The sequence below is a fragment of the Hyphomonas sp. genome, from assembly GCF_036964145.1.
GTDB lineage: Bacteria > Pseudomonadota > Alphaproteobacteria > Caulobacterales > Hyphomonadaceae > Hyphomonas.
Genome location: NZ_JBALUC010000001.1, coordinates 731,223 through 747,419, shown reverse-complemented (window position 1 = coordinate 747,419; position 16,197 = coordinate 731,223). Strand labels below are relative to the sequence as shown.

General features: G+C 60.3%; 14 protein-coding genes. 9 read left to right on the top strand and 5 right to left on the bottom strand.

What is annotated here, in order from left to right; genetic code table 11:
- The first annotated feature begins 43 nt into the window (after positions 1-43).
- The 4 genes from cysD (at position 44) to V7660_RS03690 (ending at position 5,549) form a co-directional block, all read left to right on the top strand.
- Positions 44-946, top strand: coding sequence for a sulfate adenylyltransferase subunit CysD (gene cysD / locus V7660_RS03705; protein WP_335601777.1), 903 nt, complete (start codon positions 44-46; stop codon positions 944-946).
- A complete protein-coding gene (gene cysN / locus V7660_RS03700; protein WP_335601776.1) occupies positions 946-2,856 on the top strand; it encodes a sulfate adenylyltransferase subunit CysN in 1,911 nt (636 codons plus the stop codon). Before cysD ends, cysN begins: the two co-directional genes overlap by 1 nt.
- Before the next feature lie 122 nt (positions 2,857-2,978).
- The gene (locus V7660_RS03695) at positions 2,979-4,499 is read left to right on the top strand and encodes an acetyl-CoA acetyltransferase (RefSeq protein ID WP_335601775.1); all 1,521 of its coding nucleotides are present in this window, start codon (positions 2,979-2,981) and stop codon (positions 4,497-4,499) included.
- Between the two features lie 45 nt (positions 4,500-4,544).
- Positions 4,545-5,549, top strand: a complete 1,005-nt coding sequence (locus V7660_RS03690; protein WP_335601774.1) for an NAD(P)H-dependent glycerol-3-phosphate dehydrogenase — start codon at positions 4,545-4,547, stop codon at positions 5,547-5,549.
- 36 nt (positions 5,550-5,585) lie between these two features.
- Here V7660_RS03690 and V7660_RS03685 read toward each other — a convergent pair whose 3' ends face one another.
- The 3 genes from V7660_RS03685 to V7660_RS03675 form a co-directional block, all read right to left on the bottom strand.
- A complete protein-coding gene (locus tag V7660_RS03685) occupies positions 5,586-6,497 on the bottom strand; it encodes an MBL fold metallo-hydrolase (RefSeq protein ID WP_335601773.1) in 912 nt (303 codons plus the stop codon).
- 42 nt (positions 6,498-6,539) lie between these two features.
- Positions 6,540-7,478 carry a hypothetical protein gene (locus V7660_RS03680; RefSeq protein WP_335601772.1) on the bottom strand — a complete coding sequence of 313 codons (939 nt, stop codon included), beginning with the start codon at positions 7,476-7,478 and terminating at the stop codon, positions 6,540-6,542.
- Positions 7,479-7,616: 138 nt separating this feature from the next.
- Positions 7,617-8,027 (bottom strand): TIGR01244 family sulfur transferase, encoded by a 411-nt coding sequence (locus tag V7660_RS03675; RefSeq protein ID WP_335601771.1) that lies wholly within the window; start codon positions 8,025-8,027, stop codon positions 7,617-7,619.
- Positions 8,028-8,163: 136 nt separating this feature from the next.
- Between V7660_RS03675 and V7660_RS03670 the strand changes: the two genes are divergently transcribed.
- The 4 genes from V7660_RS03670 to V7660_RS03655 all read left to right on the top strand — a co-directional run bounded on the left by V7660_RS03670 (position 8,164) and on the right by V7660_RS03655 (position 12,930).
- Complete coding sequence (locus tag V7660_RS03670; protein ID WP_335601770.1) at positions 8,164-9,135, top strand: ABC transporter permease; 972 nt, start codon at positions 8,164-8,166, stop codon at positions 9,133-9,135.
- Entirely contained in the window at positions 9,135-10,046 is a 912-nt protein-coding gene (locus V7660_RS03665; RefSeq protein WP_335601769.1) for an ABC transporter permease subunit, read from the top strand. The genes V7660_RS03670 and V7660_RS03665 overlap by 1 nt, the downstream gene beginning before the upstream one ends.
- A gap of 118 nt (positions 10,047-10,164) precedes the next feature.
- Positions 10,165-11,613 (top strand): mannose-1-phosphate guanylyltransferase/mannose-6-phosphate isomerase, encoded by a 1,449-nt coding sequence (locus tag V7660_RS03660; protein WP_335601768.1) that lies wholly within the window; start codon positions 10,165-10,167, stop codon positions 11,611-11,613.
- Between the two features lie 105 nt (positions 11,614-11,718).
- Entirely contained in the window at positions 11,719-12,930 is a 1,212-nt protein-coding gene (locus V7660_RS03655; protein WP_335601767.1) for a potassium/proton antiporter, read from the top strand.
- Here V7660_RS03655 and V7660_RS03650 read toward each other — a convergent pair.
- The gene (locus V7660_RS03650) at positions 12,927-13,799 is read right to left on the bottom strand and encodes a DUF1499 domain-containing protein (protein WP_335601766.1); all 873 of its coding nucleotides are present in this window, start codon (positions 13,797-13,799) and stop codon (positions 12,927-12,929) included. The two genes, V7660_RS03655 and V7660_RS03650, sit on opposite strands and share 4 nt — an antisense overlap.
- Positions 13,800-13,953: 154 nt before the next feature.
- Here V7660_RS03650 and V7660_RS03645 point away from each other — a divergent pair, with 154 nt between their 5' ends.
- The gene (locus tag V7660_RS03645; protein WP_335601765.1) at positions 13,954-14,475 is read left to right on the top strand and encodes a DUF305 domain-containing protein; all 522 of its coding nucleotides are present in this window, start codon (positions 13,954-13,956) and stop codon (positions 14,473-14,475) included.
- Here V7660_RS03645 and V7660_RS03640 read toward each other — a convergent pair.
- Positions 14,472-16,097: a long-chain-fatty-acid--CoA ligase gene (locus V7660_RS03640; RefSeq protein ID WP_335601764.1), complete on the bottom strand. Its 1,626-nt coding sequence runs from the start codon at positions 16,095-16,097 to the stop codon at positions 14,472-14,474. The genes V7660_RS03645 and V7660_RS03640 overlap by 4 nt on opposite strands.
- Between the last annotated feature and the right edge of the window lie 100 nt (positions 16,098-16,197).

Below are 16,197 nucleotides of genomic sequence, written 5' to 3'. Positions count from 1 at the left end.
AGAACTTACCGATACCGATGATACCTGAAGGACTGTACGCGTTTTGAAAACTCTTACCCACCTTGACAGACTCGAAGCCGAAAGCCTGCACATCATCCGCGAAGTGGCCGCCGAGTGCGAAAACCCGGTCATGCTCTATTCCGTGGGCAAGGATTCTGCGGTGATGCTGCATCTGGCGATGAAAGCCTTCTATCCATCCCGCCCCCCTTTCCCGCTGATGCATGTCGACACGACCTGGAAATTCCGGGAAATGATCGCGTTTCGCGACCGCAAGGCAAAGGAACTGGGGTTCGACCTTCTGGTACATGTGAATGAGGAAGGCGTACGCGACGGCGTGGGCCCGTTCAGCCACGGCTCGGCCGTCCATACCGATGTGATGAAAACACAAGGGCTCAAGCAGGCACTCGACAAGTACAAGTTTGATGCGGCCTTCGGCGGCGCCCGGCGCGACGAGGAAAAATCCCGCGCCAAGGAGCGCATTTTCTCGTTCCGCTCAGCAGAGCATCGCTGGGACCCGAAACGCCAGCGCCCAGAGCCCTGGAACGTCTACAACACCCGTATCAACCAGGGCGAAAGCGTCCGTGTCTTCCCGCTGTCCAATTGGACCGAACTCGATATCTGGCAGTATATCCGCCGCGAGAATATCGAGATCGTCCCGCTCTATTTTGCGGCCCCGCGCCCGGTCGTGAACTGGAACGGTGTGGACATCATGGTCGATGACGAGCGGATGCCGGAAGAGCTGGCAAAGACTGCCGTGACCAAGTCCGTCCGCTTCCGCACGCTCGGCTGCTATCCGCTGACCGGCGCTGTTGAAAGCACGGCCGCCACGCTTGAAGACATCATCCAGGAAATGCTCCTGACCACCACATCCGAACGTCAGGGCCGCGTGATCGACGCCGACCAGTCCGGATCCATGGAAAAGAAAAAACAGGAAGGCTATTTCTGATGCGCCTAAATGACGACCTGATTGAATCAGATATCGCCGCCTATCTGGAAAAGCATGAACACAAATCCCTGCTCCGCTTCATCACTTGCGGATCCGTGGATGATGGCAAGTCGACCCTGATCGGCCGTCTGCTCTATGATGCGAAGATGATCTTCGAGGATCAACTTGCCTCCCTCGAAAGCGATTCCAAGAAAGTCGGTACGCAAGGCGAGAACATCGACTTTGCCCTTCTCGTTGACGGCCTCACCGCTGAGCGCGAACAGGGCATCACGATTGATGTCGCCTATCGCTTCTTCGCGACCGACAAACGCAAATTCATCGTCGCCGACACGCCTGGCCATGAACAGTATACGCGTAACATGGCCACCGGCGCCTCGACGGCCGACGTAGCCATCCTGATGGTGGATGCGCGCAAGGGCATCCTCACCCAGACCCGCCGCCACAGCTTCATCACGACGCTGCTGGGCATCCGCAAGGTCGTCCTCGCCATCAACAAGATGGACCTCGTCGATTACAGCCAGCAGGCCTATGACGACATTGTCGATGATTTCTACGCTTTCGCCGACGAGCTTGCGACGGACCTCGAAATCCAGCCGATCCCGATGTCCGCGCTCGAAGGCATCAACATCACCAGCAAGTCCAATGAGACCGACTGGTACGATGGCCCGAGCCTGATGGACTATCTGGAAACCGTGCCGGTCGGCGACCGCCGCCTGAACACGCCTTTCCGCATGCCCGTCCAATGGGTCAACCGGCCCAATCTCGATTTCCGGGGCTTCTCCGGTCAGATCGCAGCAGGCAGCCTGCAGCCGGGCGACCGCGTGAAATCCATGCCCTCCGGCAAGCAGTCCACGGTTCAGCGGATCGTTACGGCGACCGGCGATCTCGACCAGGCCATTGCCGGCCAGTCGGTCACGATCACGCTGGATGACGAAATCGACTGCTCACGCGGCGATGTTCTTGTGTCGGCGGATGATCCGTCTGAAGTCTCCGACCAGTTCCAGGCGCGCATCCTCTGGATGAGTGAGACGTCCCTGCTGCCGGGCCGGCGCTACCTGCTGAAGATGGGTGCCAAGACCGTGACCGCCACGGTCAACGCCCCGAAATATGGCATTGATGTCAACACGTTGAACGATGTTCCTGCGAAAACGCTGGAGCTCAACCAGATCGGCGTCACGACCCTCTCTCTGGACCAGCCAGTCCCCTATGATCCGTATGATATCAATCGCGAAATGGGTGGCTTCATCCTGATCGACCGGATGACAAACGATACGGTCGGTCTGGGCCTCGTTGACTTTGCGCTGCGCCGCGCGTCGAACATTCACTGGCAGGCGATGGATGTCGACCGGTCCGCACTGGCCGAGCAGAAGGGCCAGAAACCGGCCGTGCTCTGGTTCACCGGCCTCTCAGGATCAGGCAAGTCGACCATTGCCAATGCCCTTCAGAAATTGCTGTTCGCGCAAGGCAAGCACACCTTCACGCTGGATGGGGACAATGTGCGCCACGGGCTGAACCGCGATCTCGGCTTCACCGATGCCGACCGTGTAGAGAACATCCGCCGTGTCGCCAATGTCGCTCGCCTGATGTCCGACGCCGGACTGATCACGCTGGTCTCCTTCATCTCGCCGTTCCGGTCCGAACGCCAGATGGCGCGGAATCTGATGGCGGATGGCGAATTCATCGAAGTCTATGTCGATACCCCGCTCAGCGTGGCCGAGGAACGCGATGTGAAGGGTCTCTACAAGAAGGCCCGCGCCGGAGAGATCAAGAACTTCACCGGCATCGACAGTCCTTATGAACCACCCCAGGCAGCCGAACTCCGCATCGACACGGTGAACAATTCGCCGGAAGAGGCCGCCGAAGTCATCCTCGACTTCATGCGCGAAAAAGGTCTGCTGAACGGCGGATAAGATGAAATGATATCGCCGTTTCCGCCTGTGCGGAGACGGCGAGTCCTTCCCCGACGTCCCGGCTCGCCTTGCCGGATTTCGCACGCTAGGTGTCGTTACAAACGACAATAAGGGAGCGTGTCATGGCAAAAGGCGATCTGCCGGTTCTGGTCGGTGTTGGGCAAAGCCTCAGCCAGTGGGATGGAACAAATGGGCCCGACGGGGCGCCATCGCCGCTGTCGCTCATGGTCGATGCGTCAAAGGCGGCGCTCGCCGACAGTGGCGCAGAGGCCCTCGCCAACTCCATCGACACGATTGCCGTCGTGCGCATCTTCGAGGATTCCATTGGGAGCGCGCCACATCCGCATGGCCACAATACCAACCTTCCTGGCACGCTTGCCCGCGATATCGGCGCCACGCCAGAGTCCCTCATCTATGAAACGGTGGGCGGTCAGAGCCCTCAGGCTCTGGTCAATGAAATGGCCGCGCGTATCCATGCAGGCGAAGCCGACTGCGTCCTGATTTCAGGCTCCGAGGCCAATCGGGCCTCCAAGGGCGCGCGCCGCAATGGCGTGGACATCGACTGGGCGGACAGCGCGGAGGCCGCCTATGAAGATCGCGGCATGGGCCCCATGATGCTGTCGCGCGAAGAGATCAAGCACGGCATCATCGCACCGGCCTATTTCTATGGCCTGTTCGAGAATGCCATCGCCGCCCGCGAAGGCCGCTCGCGCAGCCAGCACCGCAAGGCCATGGCCGAACTCTTTCAGCCCTTCTCTGCGGTCGCTGCAAAGAACCCGTATTCACAATTCCCGGAGGAACGCTCGGTTGAGTTTCTTTCGACGCCCTCCAAGGCAAATTACGAATATGCCGATCCCTTCCTGAAATGGTTCATCGCCCAGGATGCGGTCAATCAGGGCGCGGCGGCGATCCTGATGAGCAGCTCGAAAGCTGACGCGCTGGGCATCGCGGAAGATAAGCGCGTCTACCTGCACGGCGCCGGCGAAGCTGCCGATGACCTGATCTCGCTGCGCCCCCGCCTCGACGGGTCATGGGCCATGCAGACCGCCATCGGCCGCGCCTTGCACCAGGCTGAAAAGACCACAGCGGACCTCCAGCATTTTGATCTCTATTCCTGCTTCCCGTGCGCCGTCTTCTCCTCGACTGCCGCGCTGGGCATCGACTGGAAGAATGATCCACGCTCACTCACCCTTACTGGCGGCCTGCCCTTCTTCGGCGGACCCGGAAACAATTATTCCCTGCATGGCATCGCGGAAATGGTGGCCACGCTGCGGAGTGACCCGGCAAGCTACGGCCTCGTCCTCGCCAATGGCGGCTGGATGACCAAGGAGGCCGTGGGGGTCTATTCCGCGCTAAAGCCCGCCCGTTTCGTGCCCGCAGAACCTTACGCCACACCCACCGAACAGGTCACACTCTGCCACGAGGATTGCAAAGGCACGCTCGAAACCTTCACCGTCACCCACGGCAAGGAAGGCCCCAATAAGGGCATCGCCTTTGTTCGCCTGGAGGATGGCCGCCGCGCCCTCGCCAACGCCTCCCCGGAGGCGCTCGCAATATTGCGCGAAGATGCCTCCCCGGTCGGTCGCAAGGTCGCCGTTACTGTAGACGCGGAAAAGGAACGCGGCACGTTCAGCTTCATCTGACCGATCTGCTTGCTCCGCTGACCGGTTTCGACCAATCTCCGGCACATGACGAAACACTTCAAAACATTCGGCGTGATTGGCGGCGGCGCATGGGGCACGGCAATTGCCCAGATGCTGACCCGCGAGGCTCAGGACGTGCTGATCTGGTGTCGCGAGCCGGAAGTGGCGGAGGCCATAAATACGCGCCATGAGAATACGGTCTTCCTGCCGGGCGTACCGCTGAACCCTGCGCTGAAGGCGACCTCCGATCTGGCTGACCTCCACCTGATGGACGCGCTGTTCTCGGTCGCCCCGGCGCAGCATACGCGCGCCATGCTCCAAGCCCTGAAGGAACATATCCGGCCGAAGACCCCCGTTGTGCTCTGCTCCAAGGGCATCGAGTTGAAGACCGGCGAATTCATGACGCAGATCCTTGCCGATGAATTGCCTGACGCCATCCCGGCTGTCATGTCAGGCCCGAGTTTCGCGATTGATGTGGCCAAGGGCCTGCCGACGGCAGTGACCTTCGCCATCGAGGATGAAGCGCTTGGCACCGAATTGATCGCCGCCGTGGCCACGCCAAACTTCCGGCCCTATCTCGCGCACGACCTGCTCGGCGCGGAAATCGGCGGCGCGGTGAAGAACGTGCTGGCCATCGCCTGCGGCATCGCCCTCGGCAAGGGCCTTGGCCGGTCTGCCCATGCAGCACTGATCGCCCGCGGCAGCGCCGAGATGACACGGCTCGCCCTCGCGCTTGGCGCCGAGCGGGAAACCCTGTCCGGCCTGTCCGGCCTGGGAGACCTTGTCCTGACCTGCTCTTCCGAGACGAGCCGCAACATGAGCTGCGGCCTGGCGCTCGGAAAGGGCGAGAGACTCGAAGACATCCTCGACGCCCGCAATGCCGTAACCGAAGGCGTGGCGACGGCGCCCGTGCTGAAACGGCTCGCGGCCGAGCGCGGCGTGGACATGCCGATCTGTGATGCTGTGGCTGACGTGGTCGAGGGCGTGATCAGCGTCGACGAGGCGATCCAGAGCCTGCTGATGCGACCAAACAAGATGGAAATGGTCTAGGGACCGATCAGAACCCGTTAACCGCCGCCAAGCCCATCAGGATGGCGATTTCACCAGCTCAAAATGAGACCGTGTTGTCGGTTTCTCATCCGGAGAGACGACCAGGCCCGTCTTGATCAGTTCGATCATGTGACCCAGCACGGACATGGCCGCCGCAGGGTGCAGGCGCTTGTCGACCTCGGCATACATCACCTTCACCATTTCCGGTATCGAGGACTGGCCGGACCGCAACTGGTCGAGAATGGCCGCTTCGCGCGCGCGGCGGTGATTGGCATATTCGGTGATGAAATGGTCGACAAAGTCGCGGCCGCGCACCGGGTCGCCATGCGTTGGCCACAGCGTGTCGAATTTCCTGGCCTGAATCTTGTCGAGGCTGCGCATATAATCGCCCATGTCCCCATCAGGCGGCGCGACGACAGTCGTCGACCAGCCCATGATGTGATCGCCAGACAGGCAGGCATTCTCTTCGCGCAGGCCGAAACAGAGATGATTGCAGGTATGTCCCGGCGTCTCGATCACGTCGAGCGTCCAGCCGGGGCCGGAAATCACATCCCCATCGCCAACTTTCACATCCGGCATGAAACCGAGATCGTCTGCGCTGCCGAGTTCGCCCTTGGCCGTCGGCACGCCGCAATTCTTTGCGTAGGTTTTGCAACCCGCCCATTCGGCCAAAGGCGTCGCCAGCGGGGAATGGTCGGAATGGCCGTGGGTGACCAGCACGTGCGTCACGGTCTCGCCTTCCAGCGCCTGCTTCAGGGCTTCGAAATGTTCAGCATTTTCCGGGCCGGGATCAATGACCGCAACTTCACCCTGCCCGATGATGTAGACCCCTGTACCGACATAGGTGAACGGGCCGGGATTGTTCGCAATCACGCGGCGGATCAGTGGAGACACTTGCTCCACGACGCCATATTCAAACTCGATGTCGCGAACGTAGGGAATTGCCATAATAGTCTAGTCTCTTGCAGCGATTCTGGCCGACCGGAGCGATCAGCGCTTCTTCGGTGCAAAGGCAACGGCAAAGGCCTGCGCCATACGGCGGGTCGCCCGGAGCTTGGCACCCAGTTTGAGTGCCACGGGCGGGCCCATGTCCGTCTTGTTTGCATCGACGATATAGATTCGTCCGGTTGACCGGTCACGTAGGACGTCCACACCACCCCAGTCCAGCCCGATAGATGCCGCAAAGCGCTCAATCACGGCAATTTCATCGCTCGTGTAGCAATTGCGAGGCTCGTCGAGCAAAACCTGGACGTTCTCATTCAGGAAGCGGCGATCCAGCGGGCGTCGCTTGCGGAACACGATGGTGGGAGAACCGGCCACGATGCAGCAGCGGAGATCTTCGACGAGACCGCCATCGATCTCATTGTCCACCAGGCGCTGATAGGTCTTGCCGGGTACGGGCGTATCCAGCGGGCCTTCGAGGATGCGGCCATCATGCGCGGCATTCAACTCGGATTTCTCCACCATGCGGCCCTCATGGGTCGTTGGATCAACGGAGAGGGAATAGCCGGCTGCCTGTTCAAATGCCGCTGCGACGGTAGATTTCGAAATATCATCACAGGCAAAATTGAGCAGCCTCACCCCCTCGCGAACGATCGGGACCGTATTGTCGGTCTCGGTGGAGTCGTCGAACTGCATGACAATGTCTGCGGTTGCGACATCGTCGATCAGCTTCGCGCCGGATACGTGCATGACGGGCCAGATGAAGTACCAGGGACGCGGCTTGTCCGGGTAGAAAGCAATGGTGGGGCGCTTGTGCCCGGTGACGCGGCGCCAGGTGCGCCAGGTCTGGGCAAAGAAGTAGAAACAGAACCAGGTGAAGATATCGTGCGCGAGGGAAAGCGTGAGCGGAACGCGATGTCCGGTCTTCTTCACCAGCATGGCGCCATCATCATATTTGAAATCGGTGATCCACAGACGATCGCTCATCCATTCCACTCCTGTTGCGCTAACGGCCACATGGCCTGCGCCTCCCTGCCTTGGCCTTCGCATGGCCGGTCTTCACTGACAACACACTTAATGCGGCGCAAATGTGACCATTTGCTCACAAAATTTTAGAGGCCAGGATCAGAGCAGCGACTGCAGACTGGACAAATCATAGCCTGCGTCTGCTGCAGCATCGACGATTTCCTGTCCCGTGCCCTGCCCGGAATGGGTCAGCGCCCAGGCCGTGATGCAGCGCGTACCGGTGCGGCAATACGCCAGCACGGGTTGAGGCGCCTCGTTCAGAATATTGCTCATGCGTTCAACCACTTCAGGCGTCGGCGCGCCAGAAAATGGCAAGGCCACAAAGGTCAGTCCCAGTGATTCGGCCTTGGCGCGAATGGCGCCCATCCGGGGCTGGTCGACGCCGCCTTCGCCATCCGGGCGGTTCGCCACGATTGTTTTGAAGCCTGCAGCCTCGATTTGGGCAACATCCTCCTCATTAATCTGGGGGGCGACAGCAAAAGCTTCCGTAACGCGGCGAATATCGGCCATATTTTAGTGTCCCTGCCTGAGTCTGCGGTCTTGATCGGCTGTCGCTACAAGCTAAGGATTGCGGATCGTTATGCCAAGCGCCGGTAACGGCGGCATGATCAAATTCCTATTACCAGCAACGGAATAGCAAAAGAACGTGTCCTCTTTTCAACGTGTCATTAGCCGAATTCCGTGGGCCTATACGTTCAGGCGCCTGCTGATAGCAATCCCCACAATGCTGGCCATCATCACGATGGCCTTCTTGATGATGCGGGCGGCTCCCGGCGGGCCGTTCGACGGGGAGCGCAAGTTGCCGCCTGCCACCGAGGCCGCGATTGCCGCCGAGTTCGGCTTCGACAAGCCGCTCCATGAGCAATATTTTGATTATGTGGGCGGCGTCCTGGTGGGCGATTTCGGCCCGTCCTACAAGACACTCGGCAAGAGCGTGAACGATCTTATCGCGGACGGCCTGCCCATTTCGCTGACCATCGGATTTCTCTCGATGGGGCTGGGCATCGCGGTCGGCACATTGCTCGGTGTGTTTGCCGGACTCAGGCAGAACACATCGGCGGATTATAGTGTCATGGGCATTGCGATGGCCGGGATTTCGATCCCGACCTTTGTCACCGGCCCGATCCTGATTCTCATCTTTGCCCTTGGCGCTGGCATCTTCGCCGTTGGCGGTCTGGGCACATACCCCAATATCGGCATGAACTGGCACAATATGACCCTGCCGGTCATCACGCTGGCCCTGCCGCAGATTGCGATCATCTCGCGCCTGATGCGCGCCTCGATCATCGAGACCATGCGCTCCAACCACATCCGCACGGCCCGGTCCAAGGGCCTGACGGAACGCCAGGTGATTGCCCGCCACGCTTTGCCAGCAGCCCTGTTGCCCCTGATTTCGTATGCCGGCCCGGCCATGGCCCGCGTGATGACCGGTTCGGTCGTGATCGAGAAAATCTTCGGCCTGCCTGGCCTCGGCTCCTATTTCGTCGATGGGGCGCTGAACCGGGACTACACGCTCGTGATGGGCGCCATCATTGTCTATGCAGGCCTGATCGTGCTGCTGAACCTCGTCGCAGACATCCTCTACGCCCTGCTTGATCCGAAAGTGAAGTACGACTGATGACGGATCTTGATCCTATCCTCGACCCGACCGGACGCATCGAACCCGTCCAGAAAGCCATTGTGGGTGGCCGTTCGCTCTGGGACGACGCCCGCACGCGCCTGTTCCGCAATCGCGCCGCCGTGATCTCCATGTGGATCCTTGGCTTTCTCGTCCTGTTCGCCGTGTTCGGCCCCTTTGTGTGGGTCCACAAATACAGCACGATCTCTGACCTGCGCACGATTGCGCCAACGCTGGACGGCATGCATCCGCTCGGGACAGATCTGCAGGGCCGCGACCTGCTGGCCCGCCTGATGATCGGGCTGCGTATCTCGCTGATGGTGGGCATCGTGGCAACCGCTGTCAGCCTCGTGATCGGCGTCACCTGGGGCGCCACCGCAGGCTATCTGGGCGGCCGCGTCGACAATTTCATGATGCGCATCGTCGACGTGCTCTACGCCCTGCCCTTCATCTTCTTTGTCATCCTGTTGCTGACCGTATTCGAGCGGAACATCGTCCTGATCTTTGCCGCCATTGGCGCGATCGAATGGCTGACCATGGCGCGGATCGTGCGCGGCCAGACCCTCGCCATCAAGGGCAAGGAATTCATTGAAGCCGCCCGCGCCTCCGGCGTCAGCCGCAAGGACATCATCCTGCGCCATATCCTGCCAAACGTGATCGGCCCAGTGGCAGTCTATGTCACGCTGACCATTCCAGTGGTCATTCTCGCCGAAAGCTTCCTGTCCTTCCTAGGTCTCGGCGTGAACGAGCCGTTGACCTCACTGGGCGTGCTGATTTCCGACGGCGCACACCGCATGGAAGAAAAGCCCTGGATGCTGCTCGCCCCGGCGATCACCATGGCCGTCACCCTGCTCTGCCTGAACTTCATCGGCGATGGCCTGCGCGACGCCCTGGACCCGAAAGACCGCTAGGCCCGCGATACTATGACAGTCCAGTCGGCTGAGAGCGTGGTAAATAATTTCTGAACCGGCTGGCGTTTCCCATTAGGTTGGGCCATCATCAACTATTGATGGGAACCAGATCAACCATATGAAGGCGGGCGCGACGCCTATCGTTCCAGTGCTCCTGAGCGGCGGAACGGGGACACGGCTCTGGCCGGTATCCCGCGCAAACCATCCCAAGCAATTCATTGACTTGCTGGGATCGGAAACCCTGTTTCAGGCTGCTGTAAGGCGTTTCTCTCACGCAATGTTCTCTCCGCCGCTGGTCCTCACCCAGACCGAATACAGCGCCACCGCGCGCACCCAATTACTGGCCTTAGGCGTCCGTAACGCAAGGCTTCTGCTGGAGCCCTCTGCCCGAAACACAGCCCCGGCCATTCTGGCGGCAGCCCTCCATCTCGATCAGACAATGTCCAATTCCCTTATGGTCGTGGCGCCATCAGATCACTTAATCGGTGATCCGGCCGTGTTTCGGGACTGCATTCGGGCAGCCATCCCGGCGGCAGAAGCTGGTCAGTTGGTGACGTTCGGCGTTCGGCCAACAGGCCCGGAGACCGGGTTCGGTTATCTCGAACTGGAGAGGCCTTTCGAACACGGCGAGTTCGCACCGATGCCTCTCAGGAAGTTTGTCGAGAAGCCGTCGATGGAACGCGCTCAGGCCATGGTCAACGCAGGCACTTATCTCTGGAATGCCGGCATCTTCCTCTTCACGACCAAATCGATCATTCGCGCCTTTCAGGACCATACTCCTGAAATGCTGCCACTGGTCCAAGATGCCCTCGACACCAGTCTGGAAGAGGGAGACGGCCTGACACTCGGCGCCGATGCATGGTCCGGGCTCCCCTCCATTTCGGTCGACTATGCGGTCATGGAGCACACAGCCAATCTCTGCGTCGTCCCTTTCTCCGGCGCGTGGTCGGATCTGGGCAATTGGGACGCAGTTCGTCAGGCCAGCGCGTTCACCCCCGAGGACGATGTTTCGACGGGGGGCCGGGCCACGGCGATTGATTGTGAAGCCACCTTGCTTCGGTCTAACCCGGACGGGCCCCAACTTGTCGGGATCGGACTGAAGGACATCATTGCGGTCGCGACGCCGGACGCCGTGCTCGTGGCCCACAAATCCCGCGCGCAGGATGTCGGCAAGGCCGCTTTGGCCCTTGGCACAGGCGCTACGCACCCCGGTCAGGCCAATGACCGGCAGGCCAACGCATGGGGCTGGGTGGACTCTCTCTCGCGCGGTGCAGGCTACCGTGTAAACTACATGCATGTGGAGCCTGGACACCGCATATCTCTCCCGGCCTCCCCCTTGCAGACAAAGCACTGGACCGTGGTTTCTGGCACTGCACGACTGACACTCGACACGGTGATCCGCTGCTTGAGAGAAAACCAATCCGTACACATCCCTCCCGGTGTGGTTCCTCAGCTTGAGAATACAGGCCAAATTCCACTCGCCCTGATCGAGACCCAGACCGGCAACGTGTCCGGACCTGCAGACATCGCCTATGCGGAGAGCCGGCCTATCGGCAATGTCAATTAATCCAAGGCCACTTTGCAAACCTGCGGCTGCGCTCAGAATGCACCTTGCGTAAACCTGTATCGCTGCCCTATCTCAGCGGATCACCCGTTTGGAAGAGGATGCCCGTTGGAATTATTTGTCTTCCTCTGCAGCCTCATCATCTTTGTCAGCTTTGCCATGATGCCACTCGCACGGCGGGCTGGGGCACCATTCCTGTTGATTGCGCTCCTGATCGGGATGCTGTTGGGTGAAGATGGCCCTGGACGCATCCAGTTCAGCAATTTCGACTTCGCCTTCGATCTTGGCAGTGTGGCCTTGGCGGTGATCCTTTTTGCCGGGGGACTGGAAACTGGGCGCAGCGTTTTCCGCTCTGCTGGCCCGCCCGCCTCCTTGCTTGCGACCATCGGCGTACTGATCACCGGAGGAATCACAGGAATCGCAGCGTGCTTCCTTATGGATGTGCCCTGGCAAGTGGGACTCCTGCTGGGTGCGACCGTCGCCTCAACCGATGCTGCAGCGACTTTCCTGTTGGTTCAGCAAAGCGGCATTGGACTACGCCAGCGCCTCAAGGATACGCTTCTGCTGGAATCCGGCCTCAACGACCCAATGGCCATCTTCCTGACCGTGTCACTCACAACGCTGGTGGCCTCAATACAAACGAATGCCCCGGTGGACCTTGGCGGCATGGCCCTCTTCCTGCTGATGCAGGCAGGGATCGGGATTGTCGGCGGCATACTTGGCGGCCGTGTGCTCGCGAGGATTCTGGATCAGTTGATGCTGCCTTTGGGCACCTATCCCATCATGACGCTCGCAGGCGCCCTGGTCATCTTCACGGGCGTGTCGCTCCTCGGTGGCAGTGGTTTTCTCGCGGCCTATCTTGCCGGCATCAGTCTCAAGGCGAGACTGAAGCGTCCGATCGACCGGATCGTCGACTTCAATGAGGCGTTCCAATGGCTTTGCCAGATGGTACTCTTCCTGACGCTCGGCCTGCTCGTCACCCCGAGTGCACTGTTGCAAGATATCTGGCCGGCCATCGGATGCGCAGCAGTTCTGATGCTGATTGCCCGCCCTGTTGCGGTCTTTCTCAGCGTGGGCTGGATGGGATTCACTTTTCGCGAAAACATCTTCCTAAGCTGGGTAGGCCTGCGCGGGGCCGTGCCGATCCTGCTCGCCATCTATCCCGTCATTACTCCCGGCCCAATCTCGGTTGGCTTTTTCAATATCGTCTTCATCATCGTGACGATCTCGCTGACCATACAGGGCTGGACCATCGCACCTGCTGCACGCATTCTACGACTGGGTCCCGAGGCCCAGAGCCCAGAACCAGCCGACGGCTAGTGCAGGGCAATCTCGATATCGTCGAGCAGATTGCGCACGCGTTTGGCATTCGCGCCCAGATCTGACAGGCCCACCCGGCTGGCTGAGCGCACATCGATGCGCGCCCCGCCTTCATCTGTCGGCAGGATACGGATCATGACGTCATCCTTGAAGTCGAACCAGAAGCTCGTCTCGGTCGCTTCGATCCGGCCAGCGTCCCTGTCATCAGTCACGATCTTCCAGCCGCGCTCCTTCACCAGCATCAGGATGGCTTCGAAGGCGGCTTCAGGCGGCGCCTGGGTCACATAGGAATCGAGTTTCGGGTAAGGCGCATCCGCCCGGTCTTCCTGCACGGCCGGGTCGAACTCGGCCTCTTCCTGCAGTTCCGACACGAGACGCCCTGGCGTGCCCGGCCAGCGCTCTTCAGCAGTGTCCGGCACAATGGGGGCGGCCTCGACCGGGTTCGATGCGTCGGACGCCTTCCGCGCGGCCAGCAAGGCTTCGCTTGGCATCACCGGATTGGACCAGTCTGTCTGCACATCGTGGATCGGCGGCAGGCGGGAGGCTTCCCCACCGAACGCAGCCACCCGGCCAAAGCTCAGCCCGGCGACCAGCAGCGCGGCAAAGGCCAGGATGAAGGCGCGTTTGCGCGGCGCCGCGATCAGCGACAGGATGACCGCAATCACCGAAACGCCGAGCGCGAGGAAGATCAGTTTCAGGCCCCAATTGATCGTCATCTGGCCGAGGCCAAACTGCCAGCTCCAGAGGCCAAGCTTGGTGCCCACCGCCGCAATGATGAACCAGAAAACGGTGAAAAGGGACAAGGCGAGCGAGGCCTTCGCCACCATGCCGCGCCAACCGGCATCCTGTGTCTGCTCTGTCGTTTCCATATCTTTTTTCAGCCCCTTCCGAAAAACTCGTTTCGCATTGAGATAGGTAACCCCCTACCCGAACCAGCCGGTGCGTCCAGAATTTTTCGGAACACGCCTTTGGGTCACCCCGTTTGGGAAACAACATCCTATACGCACCGACAAGGAGACCCCAATGGAAGATGCCAGCAAATACCGCCGTTTCGGGCTGATGATCGCGACCTCCGCTATCGTCATGTTCGGCCTGATGTATCTGAACACTTATGCGTTACCGCACGTGCACTGGAGCGAAACGCGCTTCTTCATGACCCTGATCATGGCGGCCGCCATGGCCGTCGTCATGCTCTCCTTCATGCTGGACATGTACAAGAACAGCCGGATCAATCTCGCCATTTACGCTGGCAGCGCACTCCTGTTTGCGCTCGCCCTGTTCCTTGTGCGCTCGCAGGTCACCGTCCAGGACCGCTCCTACATGAAGGCCATGATCCCCCATCACTCCATCGCCATCATGACCAGCGAGCGCGCCCAAATCGAGGATGAACGCGTTCGCGAGCTGGCCGACGAGATCATCCGGGCTCAGAGGCGCGAGATCGCTGAGATGGAATGGCTGATCGACGACATCTCTCAGAACGGAAAAGCGGCCACTCCCGAGGAAGCCGCCGCCCGTCCGGTTCCGGAATTCAGCGCGACAGACTAGGCCGTTGGCAGCTTGTAGTCCTTGAACTGGTTGCGCAGGGCCAGCTTGTTGATCTTGCCGGTGGCGCCCAGCGGGATTTCGTCGACAAAGACGACATCGTCAGGGGTCCACCATTTGGCGATCTTGCCTTCCAGCTGGGCCAGCACATCTTCCTTGCTCGGCGATTCTCCCGGCGCGGCCTGAACCACCAGCAAGGGGCGCTCATCCCATTTCGGATGGTAGATGCCAATCGCCGCAGCGTTCGCCACTTTCGGATGGCCGACCGCGATATTCTCGATGTCGATCGAGGAAATCCATTCACCGCCGGACTTGATGACGTCCTTGGCGCGGTCGGTGATCGTCATGGTGCCGTATGCGTCAATATTGGCGACGTCGCCGGTATCGAAATAGCCATCCTCGTCCAGCACATCGCCGCCGACGCCCTTGAAGTAGCCCGAGGCGATCGCTGCGCCGCGCACCATGAGGCGGCCTGAGGTCTCGCCGTCATTCGGCAGCGCTTCGCCCTCATCGTTGACGATCTTGAGTTCGACGCCGAAGGGCGGACGGCCCTGTTTCAGTTTCTGCTCCATCCGCGTGTCGATATCGGCATCCACGAGGTGTGGCGGCAGCGTGCCGAGCGTACCCAGCGGGGAAGTTTCCGTCATGCCCCAGGCGTGGACCACATCGACTTCGAATTCCTCTTCAAAGGCGCGCAGGATCCGCTCCGGCACGGCCGACCCACCGATAATGACCTTTTCGAGGTGCGGCAGCTTGAGTTTGTTTTCCTGAAGATGGTTGAGCAGCATCAGCCACACGGTCGGCACGGCGGCCGTGATCGTCACCTTCTCAGTATCCAGCAGTTCATAGATCGAGGCGCCGTCCATCTGCGCTCCCGGCATCACCATGTTCGAGCCGACCGCAGGACAGGACAGCGCCAGCCCCCAGGCATTGGCATGGAACATCGGCACGACTGGCAGCACGACATCATTCGCGCCCATGCCAATGGCATCGCGCTGCATTGTGATCAGCGTGTGCAACACGTTCGAACGGTGGGAGTAGAGTACGCCCTTCGGGTCGCCCGTCGTGCCGGACGTGTAGCAAAGCCCACAAGCGGTCTCTTCCGGGAAGTCGCCCCAGCGGACATTGGTGGAGCGCCCGTCGATCCAGATATCGAACGGGATCGCGCCCAGCGAATTCTCCGACATCGTGTCGGCGCCCGCATAGATGACAAAGGTCTTCACCGTCTGCAGATGGTCCTTGATGGCTTCAACGATCGGCAGGAAGGTCTTGTCGAAGATCAGCACCTTGTCTTCAGCGTGATTGGCGATCCAGGCAATCTGCTCAGGGTGCAGGCGCGGATTGATCGTGTGCAGCACGGCGCCGATCCCCATCGCGCCATACCAGGAGGCCATGTGACGTTCGGAGTTCCAGCCCAGCGTGGCCACCCGGTCGCCCATGCCGATGCCGCTGTCCAGCAGCGCATTGGACACCTGTTTGGACTGGTTGAAGAGTTCGGCATAGGTCATGCGGACAATATTGCCTTCCACACGCCGGGTGATGATTTCCCGGGTGGGGTTGATGCGGTTCGCGTGTTCGAGAATTCTGTTAACCGTCAGCGGCCAGTCCTGCATGATACCCAGCATGGTATGTCTCCCTGTAATGTTTTCGTTTTCTGTAATAATCGCCTGATTTAGAACCGGTTTATGCGCGCGGTTGCTGCAGCGCAAGAAGAGGACCCTGCGA

Coding starts and splice junctions, on each gene's coding strand:
- cysN (WP_335601776.1), top strand. CDS start 946: ATGCGCCTAAATGACGACCTGATTGAATCAGATATCGCCGCCTATCTG.
- V7660_RS03695 (WP_335601775.1), top strand. CDS start 2,979: ATGGCAAAAGGCGATCTGCCGGTTCTGGTCGGTGTTGGGCAAAGCCTC.
- V7660_RS03690 (WP_335601774.1), top strand. CDS start 4,545: ATGACGAAACACTTCAAAACATTCGGCGTGATTGGCGGCGGCGCATGG.
- V7660_RS03685 (WP_335601773.1), bottom strand. CDS start 6,497: ATGGCAATTCCCTACGTTCGCGACATCGAGTTTGAATATGGCGTCGTG.
- V7660_RS03680 (WP_335601772.1), bottom strand. CDS start 7,478: ATGAGCGATCGTCTGTGGATCACCGATTTCAAATATGATGATGGCGCC.
- V7660_RS03675 (WP_335601771.1), bottom strand. CDS start 8,027: ATGGCCGATATTCGCCGCGTTACGGAAGCTTTTGCTGTCGCCCCCCAG.
- V7660_RS03665 (WP_335601769.1), top strand. CDS start 9,135: ATGACGGATCTTGATCCTATCCTCGACCCGACCGGACGCATCGAACCC.
- V7660_RS03660 (WP_335601768.1), top strand. CDS start 10,165: ATGAAGGCGGGCGCGACGCCTATCGTTCCAGTGCTCCTGAGCGGCGGA.
- V7660_RS03650 (WP_335601766.1), bottom strand. CDS start 13,799: ATGGAAACGACAGAGCAGACACAGGATGCCGGTTGGCGCGGCATGGTG.
- V7660_RS03645 (WP_335601765.1), top strand. CDS start 13,954: ATGGAAGATGCCAGCAAATACCGCCGTTTCGGGCTGATGATCGCGACC.
- V7660_RS03640 (WP_335601764.1), bottom strand. CDS start 16,097: ATGCTGGGTATCATGCAGGACTGGCCGCTGACGGTTAACAGAATTCTC.